Below are 19,519 nucleotides of genomic sequence, written 5' to 3' on the forward strand. Positions count from 1 at the left end.
GACTCAAAACTAGTTATCCAATAATCATCTTCTCTTTACTAGCACTTTTTAAAAACATGTGAATATTAGTAAGCATAGTTATAAACATAGTTATCGGATAAAATGAATTAAATCTTTCATTTTAATTATAATACTAATATAAATAAATACAAGGTCATCTAGAAGCCTCTCATCTTTTTTATTCTTATTTAGAAGAGTTTTTGCAAGATTTCTTTTAAATTTCACTTAATTTCAAAAAATAAAAAAATCGCTTCTACTTTTAAATTGAAAGACTTTTTACATTCAGTAAAGGGAATTCTTAGCTTTAGAAATGTCTTTTGCTCTAACTTTGAAGAATACCATAGAATTAAAGCATATGTTTATGAAATAATTTAAATACTAAGTTTAAATACTATTTTGGTATACTTATTTGTAAATCTTTTATTAATTATTGAATATTTTAAATACTTATTGTATAATTAACTTTAATAATTATAAGACTAAATGATAATTAAAATCAAAGAGGTGATTGCTAATGAAAAAACTGGGTTTAATCCCCAAATTAATTGCCGCTATTTTTCTTGGCATATTAGTTGGGAACATTGCTCCAAAATTTTTAGTACAAGTTCTAGCTACTTTCAATTCAATTTTTGGCAACTTTTTAAACTTCCTAATACCATTTATAATTTTAGGCTTTGTAGTTGCAGGAATCGCTGACCTTGGGGTTGGTGCTGGTAAAATGTTAGGGTTAACAACCTTACTTGCCTATACTTCAACCTTAGTTGCTGGTTTCTTTTCTTACTTTGTATCTAGCAGTATTTTCCCTAACTTCATTAAAGCTACTGAATCCATAGGAAATGCTGCAAATCCTGAGGAAAAATTGCTGGGTCCTTTATTTCAATTGGAAATACCTCCTTTAATGTCTGTAATGACCGCGCTTATCTTAGCTTTCTTATTAGGTTTAGGTATTGCTTCTATAAAAGGAAAAACCCTTCATAATGCATCTATAGAATTTCAGGAAATAATTGAAAAAGCTATTTCTGTTGTTATTATTCCATTACTTCCTATTCATATAATGGGTATATTCGCTAACATGACTTATGCAGGCGAAGTACAAAAAGTCCTTTCTGTATTCTGGAAAGTATTTTTAATTATTATTGCAATGCATTTAATTATAATTACTGTTCAATTTGCTATTGCTTCTATAGTAGGCAAGAAAAACTTTGTTCAATGTCTTAAAAATCAAATTCCAGGATATTTAACAGCCTTAGGTACTCAATCTTCTGCAGCTACTATTCCTGTAAACTTAAAGTGTGCAGAAAATAATAAGGTTTCAAAGGGTATAAGAGAATTCGTAGTTCCACTTTGCGCTACAATTCACTTATCTGGAAGTACCATAACCTTAACTGCTTGTGCTACTGCTATAATGTTACTTAATAATCAAGCCCCAAGCTTTTCTCAAATAGCAGGTTTTGTTGCTATGCTTGGAGTAACTATGGTAGCTGCACCTGGAGTTCCTGGTGGTGCTGTAATGGCAGCTTTAGGTGTACTTAAATCTACCCTAGGTTTTACAGATGCGCAACTTTCTCTTATGATAGCTCTTTATATAACACAAGATAGCTTTGGAACTGCATGTAATATATGTGGTGATAATGCTATAGCTATTATAGTTGATAAATTTAAAGATAAATTAGAATAACCTTTATATAAAAAATAAACTCTCACACTACATTTTCACAAAATATGAGGGTATTAAAATCACTAGTTATATAATAAAAAGCTATCTCAAAAGTAGATTTTAAAATTCACTTTTGAGATAGCTTAATTTTAAACTTTAAGAACAGGATTTTTTTAATATTACTGCTCTAATTTCATCATAACTTACCTTATCTGGAAGCACTTCTTTTATAGGTTTTAGTCTTTCATACCCAACCTTATCTATAGCCTTTAAAATAACCTCTTCATTTTCTTCTTTAATAAGTTCCCCAAAATCTATTTCAAAATCTAAGGTTCCATTCTTCTTTAAATACTCATAAACATGAGAAAAAATAGTTCCAATAACTAAGCCTCTTTCTTTTGCTACTTCTCCTAAGGGCTTTTCTTTTAACATTTTAATAGTTATGTCACTTGATTTTTCTTTATCTATATTTTCTTCTTCCCTAAGACTTTCTTTTTTAATAATACTCTCATCCTTTGCTGTACTTAAAGATTTTTTACCTTCTTTTTTATATTCCCAGTTTACTTCTATATTTTTATCTATCACATAATCGCATATTATACTTACAAATTTCTCCCCATATTTTTCTTTTTTACTCTCCCCAACCCCTGTTATATCTAAGAATTGTTCTAAGGTTGTAGGATATCTAGTGCTCATTTCCTTAAGAGAACTATCTCCAAATACCACATAAGGTGGAACTCTGTCCGCTTCAGATATTTCTTTTCTAAGCCCTCTTAATATTTCATAAAGTTCATTATTTTTATTAGATTTTTTAACCTTTACAACTTCTTTTAAGAATACTTTTTCTTCTCCTTTTAAAACCTTAAGAGATAAATTATTTAACCTTAAAACCGGGAATTCTCCCTCTATGTAGTCTATAAATCTATGGGATACTAAAGTGTTAATAAATTCTTTTAACTGATCCTTGGTATAGTTTTTTACTATACCATAAGTGCTTATTTCATCTAGTCCAAGAGATTTTAATTTTTTATTAGTAGAGCCTCTTAAAACATCTACAATCATAGTAGTACCATAAGGCCTTTTCATTCTATAAATACAGGATAGAACTTTTTGAGCATCTACGGTTTTGTCTACTAGTTCCCCTTGTAAATTGCAATTACTACAATTATTACAATCCTCTTCTGATTCTTCTCCAAAATAATTTAGTATAAAGGATTTATAACAAGAAGTGGTATACACTAAATCCACCATAGTTTGAAGCTTTTTATATTCATTTACCTTTCTATCTGGATTTTCAATACTCATATCAATTAAATACTTTTGAGTATGAATATCAGAGGGTGAAAATAAAAGTATACATGTACTAGGCTCTCCATCCCTTCCAGCCCTACCTATCTCTTGATAATAACTTTCTATATTTTTAGGTATATTATAATGAATTACATACCGTACATTGGATTTGTCTATACCCATACCAAAAGCATTGGTGGCAACAATTATATTTAGCTTATCATATACAAAATCCTCTTGCGCCTTAGCCCTCTCCTCATTATTTAGCCCTGCATGATATAAGCCTGCAGAGTATCCTTTATCCTTTAGGGCTGTATATAGTGAATCACATTCCTTTCTTGTAGCTGCATAGATTATTCCACTGTCATCTTTATTTTTTTCTATGTAATCTAATATATAAGATTTTTTATTTACTCCCTTTAAAACCTCTATTTCTAAGTTTTCTCTATTAAATCCCGTTATAAACACCTTAGGCTCTCTTAATCCTAGTAACTTTATTATATCCTCTCTTACCTCTTCTGTAGCTGTTGCCGTAAAAGCAGCAACTACTGGTCTTTTATTTAATAAAGAAATAAATCTATTTATCTTTTTATAACTCACCCTAAAATCGTGACCCCACTGAGACACACAATGGGCTTCATCTATGGCAACTAAGGATACTTCCATATTACTTATTACATTAAAAAAATCCATAGAGTCAAGCCTTTCAGGTGCTATGTATAATATTTTAATTTCATTATTTCTAAGTCTATTCATAATATCCATAATTTCAGAATTACTTAAAGAACTATTTATATAATCTGCTTCTATACCTAGCAGCTTTAAACTATCTACCTGATCCTTCATAAGAGAGATAAGTGGACTTATAACTAAAGTTATAGATTGAAGCATCAAGGCTGGAATCTGATAACATATGCTCTTTCCTCCACCTGTAGGCATTATACATGCTACATCCTTGCCACTTATAATTTCCTTAATTATATTTTCTTGTCCTTTTCTAAAGGAGGCATATCCAAAATACTTATTTAAAATATCTAAAGAATTATTAGTCAAAAAATTTCACACCCTTTTACAATAATTATACCTTTAATTATAACTTATTAACTTAAATGTATACAAATATAAATATGATTATTTAATTTAAAGCTATCTTAGAAGAAAGTCTCCAAAAACTTTAATAAAAAACACTTAATTCTAAGACTATGCTAAAGGAAAATATTAATATGAAAGTTACTTCATCACAAGTTCATTACCTTAAAAATTTCTATTATTTTTAGATTTATAGAATTTATAAATATATTTTGATAATACTAAATATAGAAAACTTATCTTATAAGGAGAGGAATTTATAATGAGTATGTACACAGGAGTTGTAAAATGGTTTGATAATAATAGAGGTTATGGTTTTATTTCTTGTAATAATGGTAATGATGTTTATGTGCATGCATCTGGAGTTAAAGAAAAAACTCATAATAAAGATTTACATGAAGGTGAAGAAGTAGTTTTTGATATGGTTGAAAAAGAAAAAGGTCCTATGGCAATAAACGTTCAAAAAATATAGGGAAAACCCTTATCCAGAGACGTAGACACTCTTTTCTAGCACTTTTTAAAAAAGCAGAGAGTCCAAATATTCTATTTGGTAGGAATCACTTCCAAAGATTGCTATAGGAGTATTAGAGTAGATAGTCATGGGATAAAAGTTTATAGGGAAATACCATGAAGTATTTCCCTATATTTATATAGATAAACAGCTATTATATTTATATAGATAAGCATAAATTATATTTATATGTTTAACCTAGTATCTTCTCTATTGCCTCTAATTCTTCCCTAGAAAAAGAAGTATTATTTAAACATAAAACATTTTCCTCTATTTGGCTAACCCTACTTCCTCCTATTATAACAGAACTTATTCGCTTATCTTTTAGTATCCAAGCTAAAGCCATTTGTGGAAGAGATTGTCCTCTTTCTTTTGCTATATTAGACAGCTCACTGACCTTTTTTAAAACCTCTTCAGTTATATCCTCTTTGTTTAAAAAAGGAGATATACTAGCTGCTCTTGAATCCTCTGGAATCCCATTTAAATATTTCGACGTTAAAATTCCTTGAGCTAGTGGTTCATAGATCACAGTGCCTAAACCATTGTTAAAACTCTCTTCAATAAGCCCCTTTTCCACCTCCCTATCTAGCATTGAATAAGGAACTTGATTTACTATAAAAGGAACTTTCTCTTCCTTAAGCATTTTACATATTTTTTTAGTGTACTTCTCGTTATAATTTGATATACCTATATATAATGCTTTTCCACTTCTTATAATTTGAGAAAGAGCTAAAACTGTTTCTTCTAGAGGAGTCTCCTCATCGTACCTGTGATGATAAAATATATCTACATATTCTAAATTCATTCTTTTTAAACTTTGGTCTAAACTAGAAATTAAATATTTCCTAGACCCACCATTCCCATAAGGGCCAGGCCACATGTAATATCCAGCCTTTGTAGCTATTATAATTTCATCTCTAAAGGGTTTTAGATCCTTTTCTATAATTCTTCCAAAAGTCTCCTCAGCAGAGCCAGCTGGAAATCCGTAATTGTTTGCCAAATCAAAATATGTTATTCCAAGATCAAAAGCTTTTTTTACCACTTCTCTTCCTGTAGCATAGCAATCCTTTTCTCCAAAGTTATGCCAAAATCCCAGAGCTATGGCAGGAAGTTTTAACCCACTATTGCCACAAAAATTATACTTCATGTTCTCATACCTATTTCTATTAGCTATATAAGTCATGGCTATCTTCTCTCCTTTAAAATTCTTATGATTACTAACAACTCCAATGCTACATCTCTTCAAAATAAGAGAAAAAAGAGTGTGTGTCCCTGAATAATAATTTCTAAGCTTTATAAGAGTAAATACTTCTGCTAAATCTTAGAACTCTCTTTATTTAAAATCATTTTATCACAAATCTTTAGTAAATCACATATACACTTTTAAATATAAATCTCTACTAAGTCAATTACCAAATTGTACGGAATTCTTAATTTTTTTATTATAACTTTCTTAATATATTTATCCTAGTATAGAAGTATGAGTTTATTCAATGATTATCCACTCTAATATTCCATCTTCTTCAAAATCATAAATAAGAGCATCTATATCTCTAGATAGTATTTCTAAGCTTTAATAGGAATAAAACTCCTACTAAATTCAAAGCTCTACTTATTTTAATATAAAATTTTATTTAGGGGGAATGAGTTTATGCAATATGTAGATAGTAAAAAAACTAAGAAAAAACATAAGATAAAAAAATTTAATGGGACAAAATTTATAATATCAGCTCTTATACTAACAATTATCTTACCCTTAATTTATTTAGAGCAAAATTTAGATAATAAAAATAAGAAACATAATTATAAATTAAGAGAAAATATATATAATTCAATGAAAATTAAAGAAAACAGAGTTAAAGCATATAATAATGCTATTTATCTTAATAATGGTGATTCTTCTAATACCTGTGTCTATTTTCTAGCTGAAGTTCTTAGAATGAATGAGGAAAAAATACCTAAAGATGTTTGTAATACAACTGAGCTTTTAGGTATAATGAATAAAGAAGGTTGGAAAGTTGAAAAAGATTATAAAAAATTAAAACCTGGGGATATATGTTTTACTACAGATGAAAACTTAAATAAAAATGGAACTCCAACTCATGTGTATATATTTATGTCTTGGGTTGAAGAAGGTAAATATGACTATGCCTATATTTGTGACAATCAAGCAAAGGATTACAAAGGGAAAATATATCACACAAGAAATATTAAAAATATTTCAAATATAAAAAATAGCCAAAAGGAACCTTTTAGTTTTTTTATGCATAAGAATTGATAACTTATATATAAGTGAGGGGATTGTAGTGGATTATAACGTACTTATTGTAGATGATGAAAAGGAAATTAGAGATGCTATTGAAATTTATTTAAGAAGTATAGAAAACCTTAATATAATAAAAGTATGCGATGGTTTAGAAGCCTTAGATGTTTTAGAAAATACAGAAATACATGTAATATTACTTGATATTATGATGCCAAAACTAGATGGTATAAGAACCTGTATGAAAATACGTGAAAAAAGAAATATTCCTATTATAATGTTATCTGCTAAAAGTGAAGATACAGATAAAATTTTAGGCTTAGGTATAGGGGCTGATGATTATGTTACCAAGCCCTTTAACCCTTTAGAATTAGTTGCACGAGTTAAGTCACAACTTAGAAGATACTTAAGTCTAGGTAATTTTACTCAGATACCTTCAGAACATGAGATTATTATAGATACCTTAGTCATAAATAAGAGTAATCATGTGGTTACCCTAGATGAGGAAGAAGTTAAGTTAACTCCTATAGAGTTTAATATATTACTTCTTTTAGCTGAAAACCGTGGTAGAGTGTTTTCTTCTGAAGATATATATGAAAAAGTTTGGAATGAACCTGCTTTTAGAACTGAAAATACAGTGGCAGTACATATTAGAAGACTTAGAAAGAAAATTGAAATAAATCCTAAGGAACCTAGGTATATAAAAGTTGTATGGGGAGTTGGATATAAAATTGAAAAATAAAACTTCAAATAATCCAAAATTACAGTATTTACTTGAAAAAAGTGTTGTCTTAATTCTAATAATTATAATTTTTTCTTCTTTTAAAACACTAAGTACCATAAACCATATAACTACTGATGCTTTACGGATAAAAAGAATTGAAAAGTCAATCTCCGATAATAATAAAAAGTTAAGTGAAATAAAATCCTATAATAAGTCAAAGCCTAATCTTAGCTGGATGGATTATAGTCTTTGGGTTGAAAAATGTGCCAGTGTATCAAACTTATTTATATATAGGAACCTAGACAACCTAAGTATTTTATCTGAAAAACCTCAAAGTGAATTAGATAAAATAGGAGAGACTTTAAATATTGAAGAAGGTGGCAAAAATTATAATAACCTAGTAAAATTCATTATAATTGATAAGGATAAACAAACTTTCTTAAGTAATGACCTTAATAATATAGACTTTATTAAGAAAAATTTAAAGAAATTTTCTGTGGAAAACGGAGAATTATATAATTATATTTCAAGTAGGGGAAAATGGTACAATCTATCTTATAACTCTGAAAGTTCCCCAGCAAGTATGGTCTATGGCAAATCTTTAGTATCAGATTCTAAAAATTTTATAGAAGGTTATTGGTTTCCAAAGGATTATACATATTCTGAAAAAGAAAAGCCTCTAATTGAAAGCATTATTTATGATTTATATAAAACTACTGAAAAGGAAATAACCTCCGACAATACAAGGATAACTAATTTTAAAAATGGCATAGTTTCTTACAAAAAAAGGTTGGTAATATATGTCGTAGTATTTCTAGTAATGTTATTGTTTTTATATTTCCTAGGTAAAGATAGGATTAAAAATGGCTTTAAAAACATCTTAATGTTAAAGGTCATAAAATCCATAAAAATTTGGTTTGAAAGTAGATCTACACTATTTAAATTAGTAACATTTATTTTATCTAGTCTTTTTACAATATTCCTTATAATATTGGGGTTACTTAATTTAAAAAGCACCCTTATTTTATTATTTCTAGTACTCTTTCATTTTATATTTATTTTTTCTAAAGCAATTAAGTTCTCAACATACCTTGATTCTATAATAAGAGGCATAGAGAAGATAACTTCTGGAAACTTAGATCATGTGATTAAAGAAAATGGTGACTACTCCCTTTCTAAGCTTGCAAATAATATAAATAAATTAAATAGAGGCTTTAAGGTGTCAATTGAAGATCAAATTAAAAATGAAAAGCTTAAAAGTGAACTAGTTGCTAATGTATCTCATGATCTAAAAACCCCCCTAACCTCTATAATAAACTATACAGATATATTATTAAGAGAGGATATTTCCGAAGAAGAAAGAGAAGAATATTTAAAAATATTAAATAGAAAAAGCCTAAAATTAAAAAACTTAATAGAAGATTTATTTGAAATATCTAAAATAAATAGTGGGAAAATGGAGCTTAAAAAAAGCACAGTAGATATTGTAGAACTGGTAAATCAATCTCTAGCAGAGTACTCTGATACAGATATGTATGTACAAAAAGAATTAAAGTTTATTTTTAAATCCTATGCTCCTAAAATTGATATGAATTTAGACGGTAAAAAACTATCCAGAGTATTAGAAAATTTAATAAACAATGCAATAAAATACTCCTTAAATAATACAAGAGTCTATATAGAAATAGAAGAGATATCAAAAGGTATTAGAATTTCATTTAAAAATGTCTCTTCTACTGCACTTGATTTTGACAAGAAAGAGATATTTGAAAGGTTCACTAGAGGAGACAAATCTAGGAATTCTGGGATTGATGGAAGTGGCTTAGGACTTGCCATAGCCAAAAGTATAGTAGAACTACATGGTGGTACTATGTATATAGATTTTGATGGTGACTTATTTAAATCTATCATTGAACTGAATTTCGAAAATATAGAAGAACCTTTTTCTGATAAAATTATAGATTAAAATTATTTAAAAATAAGTCTGTCTTAGATGAAAATCTTTAACAAAGCAAAAATAAAGATTAAAATTGTAAATAAATATAATTTTAATCTTTATACAGAATTTTGTAATCTTTTTATAATTTTTAATTAATATATATATGATATAATATACTAAATGAAAAAGCTTTCTAGGTTTTAAATGAGGTATTCCCTCAAGTTAAGCTTAGAAATCCTTTAAAAATCCTAAAGAAAGAACTTCTTAAAGTGGGTAAGTTCTATTTGAACTATTCCTCAGATAAATAAAGGAGAATGAGACATGAAATTTAAAAAAATTATAAGTAAATTTTTAATTTTAGTACTTACACTATCCATGACCATAGCTTTTAAATCGCAAGAAGCCTATGCAGATTCTTTTAAAGTAGTTACCCTAGGAGCAGATTTAAGCAAAGAACAAAAAGAAGAAATGCTAAAATACTTTGGAGTTACTAAAAATGATGCCAATATCTTAGAAGTTACTAAAGCTGAAGAAGACAAGTATCTAGCTAATATAGCAACTAAAAGTCAAATTGGGACAAGATCCATATCCTGTGCCTATGTAGAACCAACTGATAAAGGTGGATTAAACATCTATACTCATAATATTTCTTGGGTTACTGAAGATATGATAAAAAATGCCTTAATAACTGCAGGTATAGAAAATGCTACTGTTAAAGCAGCTGCTCCCTTTGTTGTATCAGGTACAGCAGCCCTTACAGGTATTTTAAAAGGCTTTGAAAGTAGTAAGGGTGGAGAAAAAATTGATGAAAATAAAAAGAAAGTTGCAAATGAAGAGCTAATGGTTACTGGACAATTAGGTGAAAAAATAGGAAAGAAAGATGCAGCTAATTTAATAAATGAAATTAAAAAGGATGTTGTTAAGGAAAAACCTAAAAATGAAAAAGAAGTAGAAAAAATAGTTACTAATGTAGCTAATAACTACAAATCAAAACTAAGTGACGAAGATATAAAAAAAATAACTTCCTTAATGACTAAAATCAACGACTTGGATTTAGATTTTAACAAAATAAAAGATCAATTAAATGATGTTTCAAAGAAGTTAAAAGAAAACTTAAATAGCGAAGAAACTAAAGGTTTTCTTGCTAAAATTGGAACTTTCTTTGAAAGCATTAAAGACTTTTTTGTAAAGATTTTTACTGCAATTGGAGATTTCTTTAGTGGTATTTTCTCTAGCAATAATTATGAAAAACATACTAATGTTAAATATGCAAAATATGAAAATAAAACTTATATTATAGAAACTATGGACTATTATAAATATCATAGCGATTTAGGCATTAAGTCAAAAACTATATAAAGAGGCATGGACCAAAGAATTCTAATAATTATGTTAAAAGAGCTGTTGCATAATACATAATAGACTTAAATAATAAAAAAAACCATGAATAAATGGAAAACTAAAATGTACCCCTTTATTCATGGTTTTATTCATAGTAAATTAATGTATACTCCTTTTGAAGTATCCTATTCTTTTTAAATTTAACTTTTCTGCTTAACTTCTTATTTTTCTATAGCTAAAAGTACAACAGATGCAAGAATAAGTAGAGTTCCTACTATCATAGCAGCTGTAACCACTTCTCCAAAAATCAATATACTTAAAACTATACTGACAATAGGCTCAAAAGTAGATAAAATAGCTGCAGAAGATGCACCTATTATTTTTATAGCTTTTAAAAATAATACTACGGCTAAAATAGTTGATATTAAGGAAATACCTATGTATGAAAAAGCTAACTGAGAATTAATTTTCAATACTAATTCCCCTTTTAAAACCCCAATAATGACCATGGTAATTCCCGCAAACAATGAAGAATAAAAAGTAATAACCTTATTATCTAAGTTTTTAATCTCCTCCATACTTAATGCTATTATGTTACTTCCATAAGCAATCCCTGAAAAAAATGCTAATAAAACTCCAATCATACTTATTGACTTTACCTGTAATCCAACTAAAACATATACTCCTATAGCAGATAATATAAGTGCTATAACTTTATTTTTGCCTAACTTTTCCTTGAAAAATAAATATCCTATAATACACACAAAAGCAGGATAAACAAAGTGAATTGCAGTAACCAAGCCTACGCCCATATAATTATAAGCTCTAAAAAGCATTTGACATGTTACAGTATACCCTATAACTCCTATACCTAATAGAATTAAAAATTGTTTTTTTGTAACCTTAAAATTAGTTTTAGTAACCCCAAAATATACTAATAAAACTAAACAGGTAATTAAAAATCTAAAACTCAATACAGTAGTTGGATTTGATCCATTATTATATGCTAATTTTGCAAATATAGGCATAGCCCCAAAAGCCATAGAAGACAGAATAGCATATATAATACCGTTTATCTTTTTCATATCCTCCCCCCAAACTTAAATACTATATTACTATATTATGTTTAATATTTAACCATGTCCATTATATCACTTAATACATATAAAATTAACAGTTTGCTTATATTAAATTAAAATACTAAAAAAGTAGGAAATACACTTATTTATTATATCTCCTACTTTTTATTTATTATCTTTTATTTATCATCTTTTATCTTTTAACTTTATATTCTGCCGTTTCGGCTAACTTATTTAAATTATCAAAGGAATCTAAGAAAAATACTTTTATCTTAAAATCTCCTTCCTTTGGTATCGCTAATGAAGAGGATAAGACAACATCTTCATTTCCTTCTATCTCTTTTTCTATAATACATGTATTTATTAATGCTTCTCTTTCATTATATAAACATACAGAAAAATTCAATTTTTTTACTGTATCTGTTAAATTTGATGCTTTTATTTTTATTTCTGCATTCTTTCCATTGTAAAATTCTCTCTTACCAGTTATATTCTCTATTTTAATTTCTTTTCCATCAAGATCCCCTTCTTGTGCTTTTTCAATGTTTAGCTTTATAGCATTTGCATCTAATACTTTACCTTTAGCATCTATAGCTTTAACTGCTATGCAGTGTTCTCCTTTTAATAAACCATTTTTAATAGTATAAGAAAGATTTTTACCATTAATCTTAGAAGACTCATTATTGTCTGTTATCACTTCATAATGATCTATAGAAGATTCATCTAATGCATTTTGGGGCTTATATTCTAGCAAAATCTCTTCTCCCTCTTTATAAACTTCTTTATTCAACTTCATATCTATTTTTGAATTTGACGGACAAATTATCAAGGCATTTCCTACCCCCATATTATCTGCATAATCTGAAGCACCTATGTGAACCTCATAAGAAGATTTACCATCTTCTATAGGTAATTTAAGATTTTTATTATAGCTTCCTGTAACCTTATCTTTTTCAAGTTTAAATAACTTTTTATCCTCACCTTCCATATATTTTTGACCATTAACTAAGAATAAAAAATGTTCTATACCTGATCCATTTTTATAATCAAGTGCCTCAAATTCTATATTACAATTAGAAGAATCTGCAATAAATATTTTTGGTACCTTTACTGTTGGTGCAGTTTTATCTACTTTTATTGGAAAAGTTAGAATCTGCTCCTTAGCATTATCAATATCCGCTTTAACTCTTATATTAATATAATATTGTCCTTCATCTACAGGAACGCGTTCTCCTTTGTATTTATCATAAATTCTTCCATCCCATAACCAATCAAAATTCACCTTACTTGCTATTTGCTGCATTATAGGAATTTCTTTTCTTATATCTTTTTTATCTTCAATTATTTTTAGTACTTGCCCACTTTCATCACTTACATCTATTCTTAAACTTTTAGCATTCCTTAAAAATGACATTTGAGGCATAACATTATTATTAGCCTTAGGATCTTCAGGATTTATAGCAAAATTTTCAGGTTTCCCATCTTTGCCACCTCCTAGATAGTAGGTTCTATATCCCATACTACCTGGTTTAGCAGTATATAAAGAAGTTTCTCCAAAAATAGACTTTCCTGTGTATATAGGATTATCAACTATTTGCAGTTCATCCCATGCACCATAAAACCCCATAAAAGGCATTCCTATAGAAGGTTCATCTCCATTTATTGGATTGAGTTTTATAAATCCTTCTACAAATTTATTTTTAGAAACTCCTTCTCCCAGAATAAGTTTTCCATTAATTTTTACTGTTTCCCCTGGATTTACTGTTATAGTTTTATTAAACTCCAATTTAGCATCTTTAAGCTTTAATTCATAAGGCATATCTCCTTTAACTGTATCCACCTCTGTTAATACTCCTGATGGAACCTCTATATTATAAGTAATAGCTTTATCTCCATAATTCTTTAATTCTAAAGGAATTTCCGTAACCCTTTCTATAACCTTTAATGATGCGGAAGGGTCTCCCTTATAACTTAAAAGCACCTTATTTTTTAATGCATTTTTAGTATTAACAAGTCCTGCACCCTGTCTTCTTGGAGAATATGGTAAACTATCATGTTTCGTGTCTATTTGCACTTCTGCAGTATTCATAACTAAATGCTTAACAAATTTAACTTTATCTTCATTAGAATCAAATTTTATACCTAGTTTATTTACATGCTGCAATATTAAAGTAGTAATACCAGCTATATAAGGTGATGCCATAGAAGTCCCTGTCATATTCTTATATGAATTATCGTTTACCGTTGACCAAACATTTCCACCTACACCTGATATATCTGGCTTTAAATCAAGATTTGGAGTAGGTCCCCATGAAGAGAACCCTGACATTTCAAAGTTATTTTCATTAGGTACTTCTAAAATTTCCCCCTTAAAAGATATCTTTAAGTTTTTAGACACTACATTTTTTAACTTTACCCCATCTGAATTTTTAATAAAAATTGTGGGGATATTAACTTTACTATCCGTAGAAATATTGTTTAAATAACTTTCATCATCATCTCCATTGTATATAATAACTGCTTTAGCTCCTGCATTTTGAGCATTTAATTTTTTATATTTAAAGTCAATTTCTCCTCTTTTAATTAGAGCTATCTTTCCCTTTAATTCTTTACCAGAAAATTCATCTACATTTCCATGTTCTATGCTTCTACCCAAACCACAATCAACTAATTCATACTCATTTTGCAATTTTTTTATATCAAAATCAGATTCTACATAGGGCATTAAACCTTGTCCATCATTTGAATTATAAGTTAATGTATAAGCTGTTCTTTTAGAGTTATTTAAAGATGCAACTTGAATACTATGATGGGCAAGTCCAGGTGCCCCTACAACTCCAAGGTCTAAAACCCCTTCATGTTTATCAGGAAATGTTGAGTACCATGCATTTCCTGCCGCTGAAACTACCATTATACCTTTTTCTATTGCTGCTTTTATAGCCTGCTGTTGCCCCTCTTCTGGATCTTGAAAACCTGCATCAGAACAAAAACTCATATTTATAACATCAGCACCATGTGCTACAGAATCTTCAATAGCTGCAATTATATTTTCTTCTGAAGCCCCTATTTTATCCGAATCATTAGAAAACACTTTCATAGCAATAATTTGACATTCAGGTGCCACACCTTTTATACCTTTATTATTTTCTATTTCCTGTTTAACTCTGCAGTTAGCTCCTACAATACCCGCAACATGCATACCATGCATATATCCTATATTTTCAGAAGCCTTATCTATTATTTCAAAGTTTCTATCTGCAAAATTATATCCATAAGGTATTTTTTCTGTAAAATATTTTCCTTTTACCTTTTTATTAGACTCTTTTATTTTTCCTACCTCTTTCTCAGTTAACTTAGATTTAGATGGATTACTTAAAACCATATCTTTATGAGTATAATCAATACCAGAGTCTATTACAGATACAACCATACCTTCCCCATCATATCCATATTGTTCATATATATTTTTAATTTCTCCAATACCTATAGCATTTTTAACATCCCTATAATATTTTTTAGCTATAGATACATGTTTTACTCCTTGTATTTCCCCTATTTTTTTCATATAAGATTTTTTAGTTTCCACACTAAAACCATTAATAAGCAATGTAAAATCATTATTAAAAACACATTTACTATCCATCTTTCTTATCTCATTTTTGCAATATTCTTGAGATTTCAATACTTTTTTTTCAAGTTCAGTATTTTCTATACCTTCTTGTATAGACTTATTTCCAATATAATCACTAAGGGCTTTATCATCTAATTGTACTATAAAAGTTGCCTTCTCATCAGGATCATATTTTTCTACCTTAGCTAATTTATGTTCCTCTTTATATTCATTTAAACTTTCTCTAAACAAAGATTCTATTTCAATATTGTTTTTATTTATTTCATTAGCTTGTACATTTATAGGAGTAACAAAACTAATACTAAAAATCATAAAAAAGGCAAGTAAAATACTAATAAGCTTTTTATCCTTTTTCCTCACAAAAACCCCTCCCCTAATTTAAGGTAAAATCTTTTCTATTAAGCGTATTAAAATACTCTTTTGTAGGACTGTAATCCTTAATTTTATTTCTACTTAAATATAATAATTTTAATTTAGTCAATTTACTCAAAGCACTTATATCTTTAATTTCATTGTTATTTAAATATAGTTGAGTTAAATTAACTAAGTCTTCAATTGCACTTATATTTTCAATCTTATTATTTTTTAATTCTAAAATTGTAAGTTTTGTAAGTGCTTTAACTTGTTTTATATCCCATATTTCATTTTTTTCAGCCTCTAACCATTGTAAATTACTCATATTTTCTATACCATTAAGAGTTTTTAACTTGTTACCTCTAACTGATAATTTCTCCATCTTAGTTAGTTTTCTTAAAGAAGATATAGAGTATAAATTGTTCTTATCTAATTTTAACCATGTTAGTTCTGTAAGGTTTTCTAATGAAGTTATATCATCAATAATATTTCCATCTAACCAAAGTTCTTTTAAGTTTTTAAGATTACTTAAAGGCTTTATATTTTTTATAAATTTATTGTCTCTTGCATATAATATTTCTAAATTTTTAAGCTTAGAAACCTCACTAATATCACTAATACTATTTTCTTCTATGTGTAAATTTTTTAAATTAGTAAGTCCATCAAAAGCGCCATATTTTATACTAGCTAATTCATTGTTATCTAAAACTAATTCTTCTAGCTGACTTAGATTTTTAAACACGCCAGATTTTAAGACCCTTATTTTATTTTCCGCAAGATCTAAACTTTTTAAACTAGTTAAAGAACTTACAAGGGATATATCTGAAACCTTATTAGCCCAAAGACCTAACTTTTCTAATGAAGTTAAATTCTCAATACCTGTTAAATTTTCTACACCTAAAGCACTAAGATCTAAGTTTTTAAGATATTTAACATCACTTCTATAAATTTCACCATGAGGCTTATCTATAGCCTTTCTTATACCCATTTCTAACTTTTTATCTGGAAAATTGATTATATCATCATCTTTCAATGCATTAACTGTTAAATTAAAAGTTAATTTCTCTTCAGAACCGTCTATAGTTCCATAAAAACTTTGATTACCTCCTACATTTGTATTTACTTTTTCAGTATTCCATTTTACAAATACTTTTTTCTCTACTCCATTAAAATCAATCTTAACAGCTAAAGGTAATGTAAATGAATCTCCCTTTAAAATTGTATAATTAATTACTTTATTAGAATCTGCCTTATGTAATTTTAATTGAAAATCTGGCTGTTCTAATTTGTCATAATATTTAGCTGTTGGACTATAATCCTTAATATTATCATTTCCAGCTAACTTCAACTTTTTTAAACTATTCATATTAGCTAAAGGAGTCAAGTTAGTTATATTATTACCTGTTAAATTTAAACTCTCTATTTTAAATAGGTTTTTTAAACTTTCTATATCTTTAATCTTATTTTGTCCTAAATTTAAAACTTTTAAATTTCCTAAATTCTTTAGTGCAGTAATATCTGTTGTACCTGTAGAAAATAAACTTAAATTCTCAAGGTTAGTTAAGTTAGATAATACATTTATATCCTTTAATTCAGTCATACTTAAATCTAGTTCTCTTAAATTACTTAAATATCTTAAATCTTCAATATTAGTATCTTCATATAATAAATAAGAAAGATATAATTTTGTAATACTTTCTAAATCTTTTTTGTAAATATCCTCATCATAGATATTAATTGTATCCCTTATGACAGACTCTAATTCTTTATTTTTAAATATAATAGGTTTATTATCTTCTATAGAAGCAATTGTAATTACTATATGGATTTTTTTATCATATCCTTCTATAGTTCCTTCGTAAGTATATTTACCTGGAACATTAGTATTTATTTTATCAATATTCCACTTTACAGGGACATATTTTGTTATTCCTGTGTTCATAAAAGCACTTACTTCCTTAGGAAGATTGTAAATGTCATTTTGCATTAATGAAATATTTATATCCTCAATCTTTTCAATTTTATCTACTAATTTAACTTTTAAAACTAAGTTGATTTTTTTACTATATCCTTCTACAGTCCCTTCAAAATCGTATCTTCCTTCTTTACTAGTATCAGCTATTCCATTCCACTTTACAGGAAATTCCTTTAATTTTCCTGAACTCATTAAAGCTGATACTCTATTGGGTAATATGTACTTTTCTCCTTTATTTACTTCTACTTCTAAATCTTCAATATTTGAAATCCCCTCCACAATCACCGGGTTAGTTGTTGGAATTTCAATTACATTAGATATTATCTGATCATTATTTAATTCATCTACAGCAAAAGCCTTCACTTTAAATACCTGTGGTAATACATTTACATAGGATGTAACTTTTGAATTCTTCTTACCTTTTATATTTTCACAAGAAGTTATTATATTTATGTTCTTATCATTACTATCACATAGAGCTAAAATTAACTTACAATTCTTTTTATAATCTAAGTTATTATATAGATCGACTTCTATTTTTTTAACACCTCCTGTTTTAATTTTTTCCTTAACATTAATAAATTCTACTTTAATATCCTTAGAATTTAAATTATTTAATGTTTGTGCATAATAAGAAAAACAATTCAAAAATACCATGCAAATAATTAATAAACTTGCAATGTAACTTTTAATAAACATATTTTTAGCTTTTTTTCTAAAAATCTCTTTCAAACTTATCACCCCTAATATTTTTATCTTAAAATAAATCAATATACAGCAGGAAAGTTACCTCTGCTGTATATTGATTATCTTACTTAAATTGAAAATATTCTTCTATACACTTATTTTTTCCCACATTTAGTCTTATCATATACTTTCCTGGTGAATTATCCATCTGTGAAGGATTCTTACTAAAATCAAATTTCTTAGCATATATACCCTCTTCTACTTTTTCCACTTCATTTAGATAACTAATATCCCCCTCTTCATTTATTATAATAATAGGTAATTTAGAATTTGTAGTTATAACATTACTAGTCTTTAAAATAACCTCATCCCCATTAACTTTAACATCAAGTTTAGGTTCTTTTTTTGTTTCATTTTCTTTTTCATTGCTATCCCTTACTATTTAGTCTTTTAAGAACTAAATTTTGATAAGGTCCACACTATACATGCGACTTTCATCGCATACAGCGTTCTATCGACAATAGGAATTTTATATTAGGAAGCCATTAATATTTTACTACATATCTCTATCTTTTTTGGCATATATTACTTTAATCTATAAATGTTTAATTTATTATTATATTTTTCCTTTAGGCTTTATAATAATTAAATTTCTCATTAAATATTTCTAATTAAATAAAAAAATAAGGAAAACTTCTTATAAAATAACTTATGTATAATTGTTTCACAGATTCATTAATACCTTCCACAACATAATCCAGATATGTGCCTTTATTATTTTATCACTTGAAAAAACATTCATAATACAAATAGGTTTTTAATTTATATTATGTTTATTGATAATAAAAATTATCACTAGTGTTTAATTAATGGATTGAAAATCCTATTGACAATAATAACTTGTAATAAATTTCTATGTGTACCAGCAATATATAAATGAAAATAGTCAGCACCTTTGCTTTAATATAATTACCACAAT

At 27.5% G+C, this 19,519-nt stretch carries 12 protein-coding genes; 6 read left to right on the forward strand and 6 right to left on the reverse strand.

All coding sequences use genetic code 11. The features are described from left to right. Positions 1-514 precede the first annotated feature (514 nt). On the forward strand, positions 515-1,678 hold the full coding sequence (locus FNZ64_RS14485; protein ID WP_142415723.1) for a dicarboxylate/amino acid:cation symporter: 1,164 nt from the start codon (positions 515-517) through the stop codon (positions 1,676-1,678). 135 nt (positions 1,679-1,813) lie between these two features. On the opposite strand, the gene recQ is transcribed toward FNZ64_RS14485, so the two are convergent. Then, positions 1,814-4,000 (reverse strand): DNA helicase RecQ, encoded by a 2,187-nt coding sequence (gene recQ / locus FNZ64_RS14490; RefSeq protein WP_142415724.1) that lies wholly within the window; start codon positions 3,998-4,000, stop codon positions 1,814-1,816. Positions 4,001-4,298: 298 nt separating this feature from the next. Here recQ and FNZ64_RS14495 point away from each other — a divergent pair, with 298 nt between their 5' ends. Next, a complete protein-coding gene (locus FNZ64_RS14495; protein ID WP_142415725.1) occupies positions 4,299-4,508 on the forward strand; it encodes a cold-shock protein in 210 nt (69 codons plus the stop codon). A gap of 232 nt (positions 4,509-4,740) precedes the next feature. Here the strand turns inward: FNZ64_RS14495 and FNZ64_RS14500 are convergent, their stop codons facing one another. Then, positions 4,741-5,730 (reverse strand): aldo/keto reductase, encoded by a 990-nt coding sequence (locus tag FNZ64_RS14500; RefSeq protein ID WP_142415735.1) that lies wholly within the window; start codon positions 5,728-5,730, stop codon positions 4,741-4,743. A gap of 468 nt (positions 5,731-6,198) precedes the next feature. Between FNZ64_RS14500 and FNZ64_RS14505 the strand changes: the two genes are divergently transcribed. From FNZ64_RS14505 to FNZ64_RS14520, 4 genes are all read left to right on the forward strand, one after another. Next, positions 6,199-6,825 (forward strand): hypothetical protein, encoded by a 627-nt coding sequence (locus tag FNZ64_RS14505; RefSeq protein ID WP_142415726.1) that lies wholly within the window; start codon positions 6,199-6,201, stop codon positions 6,823-6,825. Between the two features lie 28 nt (positions 6,826-6,853). Then, positions 6,854-7,552: a response regulator transcription factor gene (locus tag FNZ64_RS14510; RefSeq protein ID WP_423244956.1), complete on the forward strand. Its 699-nt coding sequence runs from the start codon at positions 6,854-6,856 to the stop codon at positions 7,550-7,552. Then, positions 7,542-9,500 carry a sensor histidine kinase gene (locus FNZ64_RS14515; RefSeq protein WP_142415728.1) on the forward strand — a complete coding sequence of 653 codons (1,959 nt, stop codon included), beginning with the start codon at positions 7,542-7,544 and terminating at the stop codon, positions 9,498-9,500. Before FNZ64_RS14510 ends, FNZ64_RS14515 begins: the two co-directional genes overlap by 11 nt. A 294-nt stretch (positions 9,501-9,794) precedes the next feature. After that, a complete protein-coding gene (locus FNZ64_RS14520; protein ID WP_142415729.1) occupies positions 9,795-10,832 on the forward strand; it encodes a DUF1002 domain-containing protein in 1,038 nt (345 codons plus the stop codon). 203 nt (positions 10,833-11,035) lie between these two features. Here the strand turns inward: FNZ64_RS14520 and FNZ64_RS14525 are convergent, their stop codons facing one another. From FNZ64_RS14525 to FNZ64_RS14835, 4 genes are all read right to left on the reverse strand, one after another. After that, complete coding sequence (locus FNZ64_RS14525; RefSeq protein ID WP_142415730.1) at positions 11,036-11,899, reverse strand: DMT family transporter; 864 nt, start codon at positions 11,897-11,899, stop codon at positions 11,036-11,038. 187 nt (positions 11,900-12,086) lie between these two features. Then, positions 12,087-15,884 (reverse strand): S8 family serine peptidase, encoded by a 3,798-nt coding sequence (locus tag FNZ64_RS14530; RefSeq protein ID WP_142415731.1) that lies wholly within the window; start codon positions 15,882-15,884, stop codon positions 12,087-12,089. A gap of 13 nt (positions 15,885-15,897) precedes the next feature. Then, on the reverse strand, positions 15,898-18,585 hold the full coding sequence (locus FNZ64_RS14535) for a leucine-rich repeat domain-containing protein (protein WP_142415732.1): 2,688 nt from the start codon (positions 18,583-18,585) through the stop codon (positions 15,898-15,900). A gap of 79 nt (positions 18,586-18,664) precedes the next feature. After that, positions 18,665-18,811: a hypothetical protein gene (locus tag FNZ64_RS14835; RefSeq protein ID WP_185903810.1), complete on the reverse strand. Its 147-nt coding sequence runs from the start codon at positions 18,809-18,811 to the stop codon at positions 18,665-18,667. Positions 18,812-19,519 lie beyond the last annotated feature (708 nt).

Source organism: Hathewaya massiliensis (genome assembly GCF_902143515.1).
Lineage (GTDB): Bacteria > Bacillota > Clostridia > Clostridiales > Clostridiaceae > Hathewaya > Hathewaya massiliensis.

Excerpts from the sequence above, each read along its gene's own strand:
- FNZ64_RS14485 (WP_142415723.1), top strand. The coding sequence starts at position 515 with ATGAAAAAACTGGGTTTAATCCCCAAATTAATTGCCGCTATTTTTCTT.
- FNZ64_RS14520 (WP_142415729.1), top strand. The coding sequence starts at position 9,795 with ATGAAATTTAAAAAAATTATAAGTAAATTTTTAATTTTAGTACTTACA.
- FNZ64_RS14495 (WP_142415725.1), top strand. The coding sequence starts at position 4,299 with ATGAGTATGTACACAGGAGTTGTAAAATGGTTTGATAATAATAGAGGT.
- FNZ64_RS14525 (WP_142415730.1), bottom strand. The coding sequence starts at position 11,899 with ATGAAAAAGATAAACGGTATTATATATGCTATTCTGTCTTCTATGGCT.
- FNZ64_RS14500 (WP_142415735.1), bottom strand. The coding sequence starts at position 5,730 with ATGACTTATATAGCTAATAGAAATAGGTATGAGAACATGAAGTATAAT.
- FNZ64_RS14505 (WP_142415726.1), top strand. The coding sequence starts at position 6,199 with ATGCAATATGTAGATAGTAAAAAAACTAAGAAAAAACATAAGATAAAA.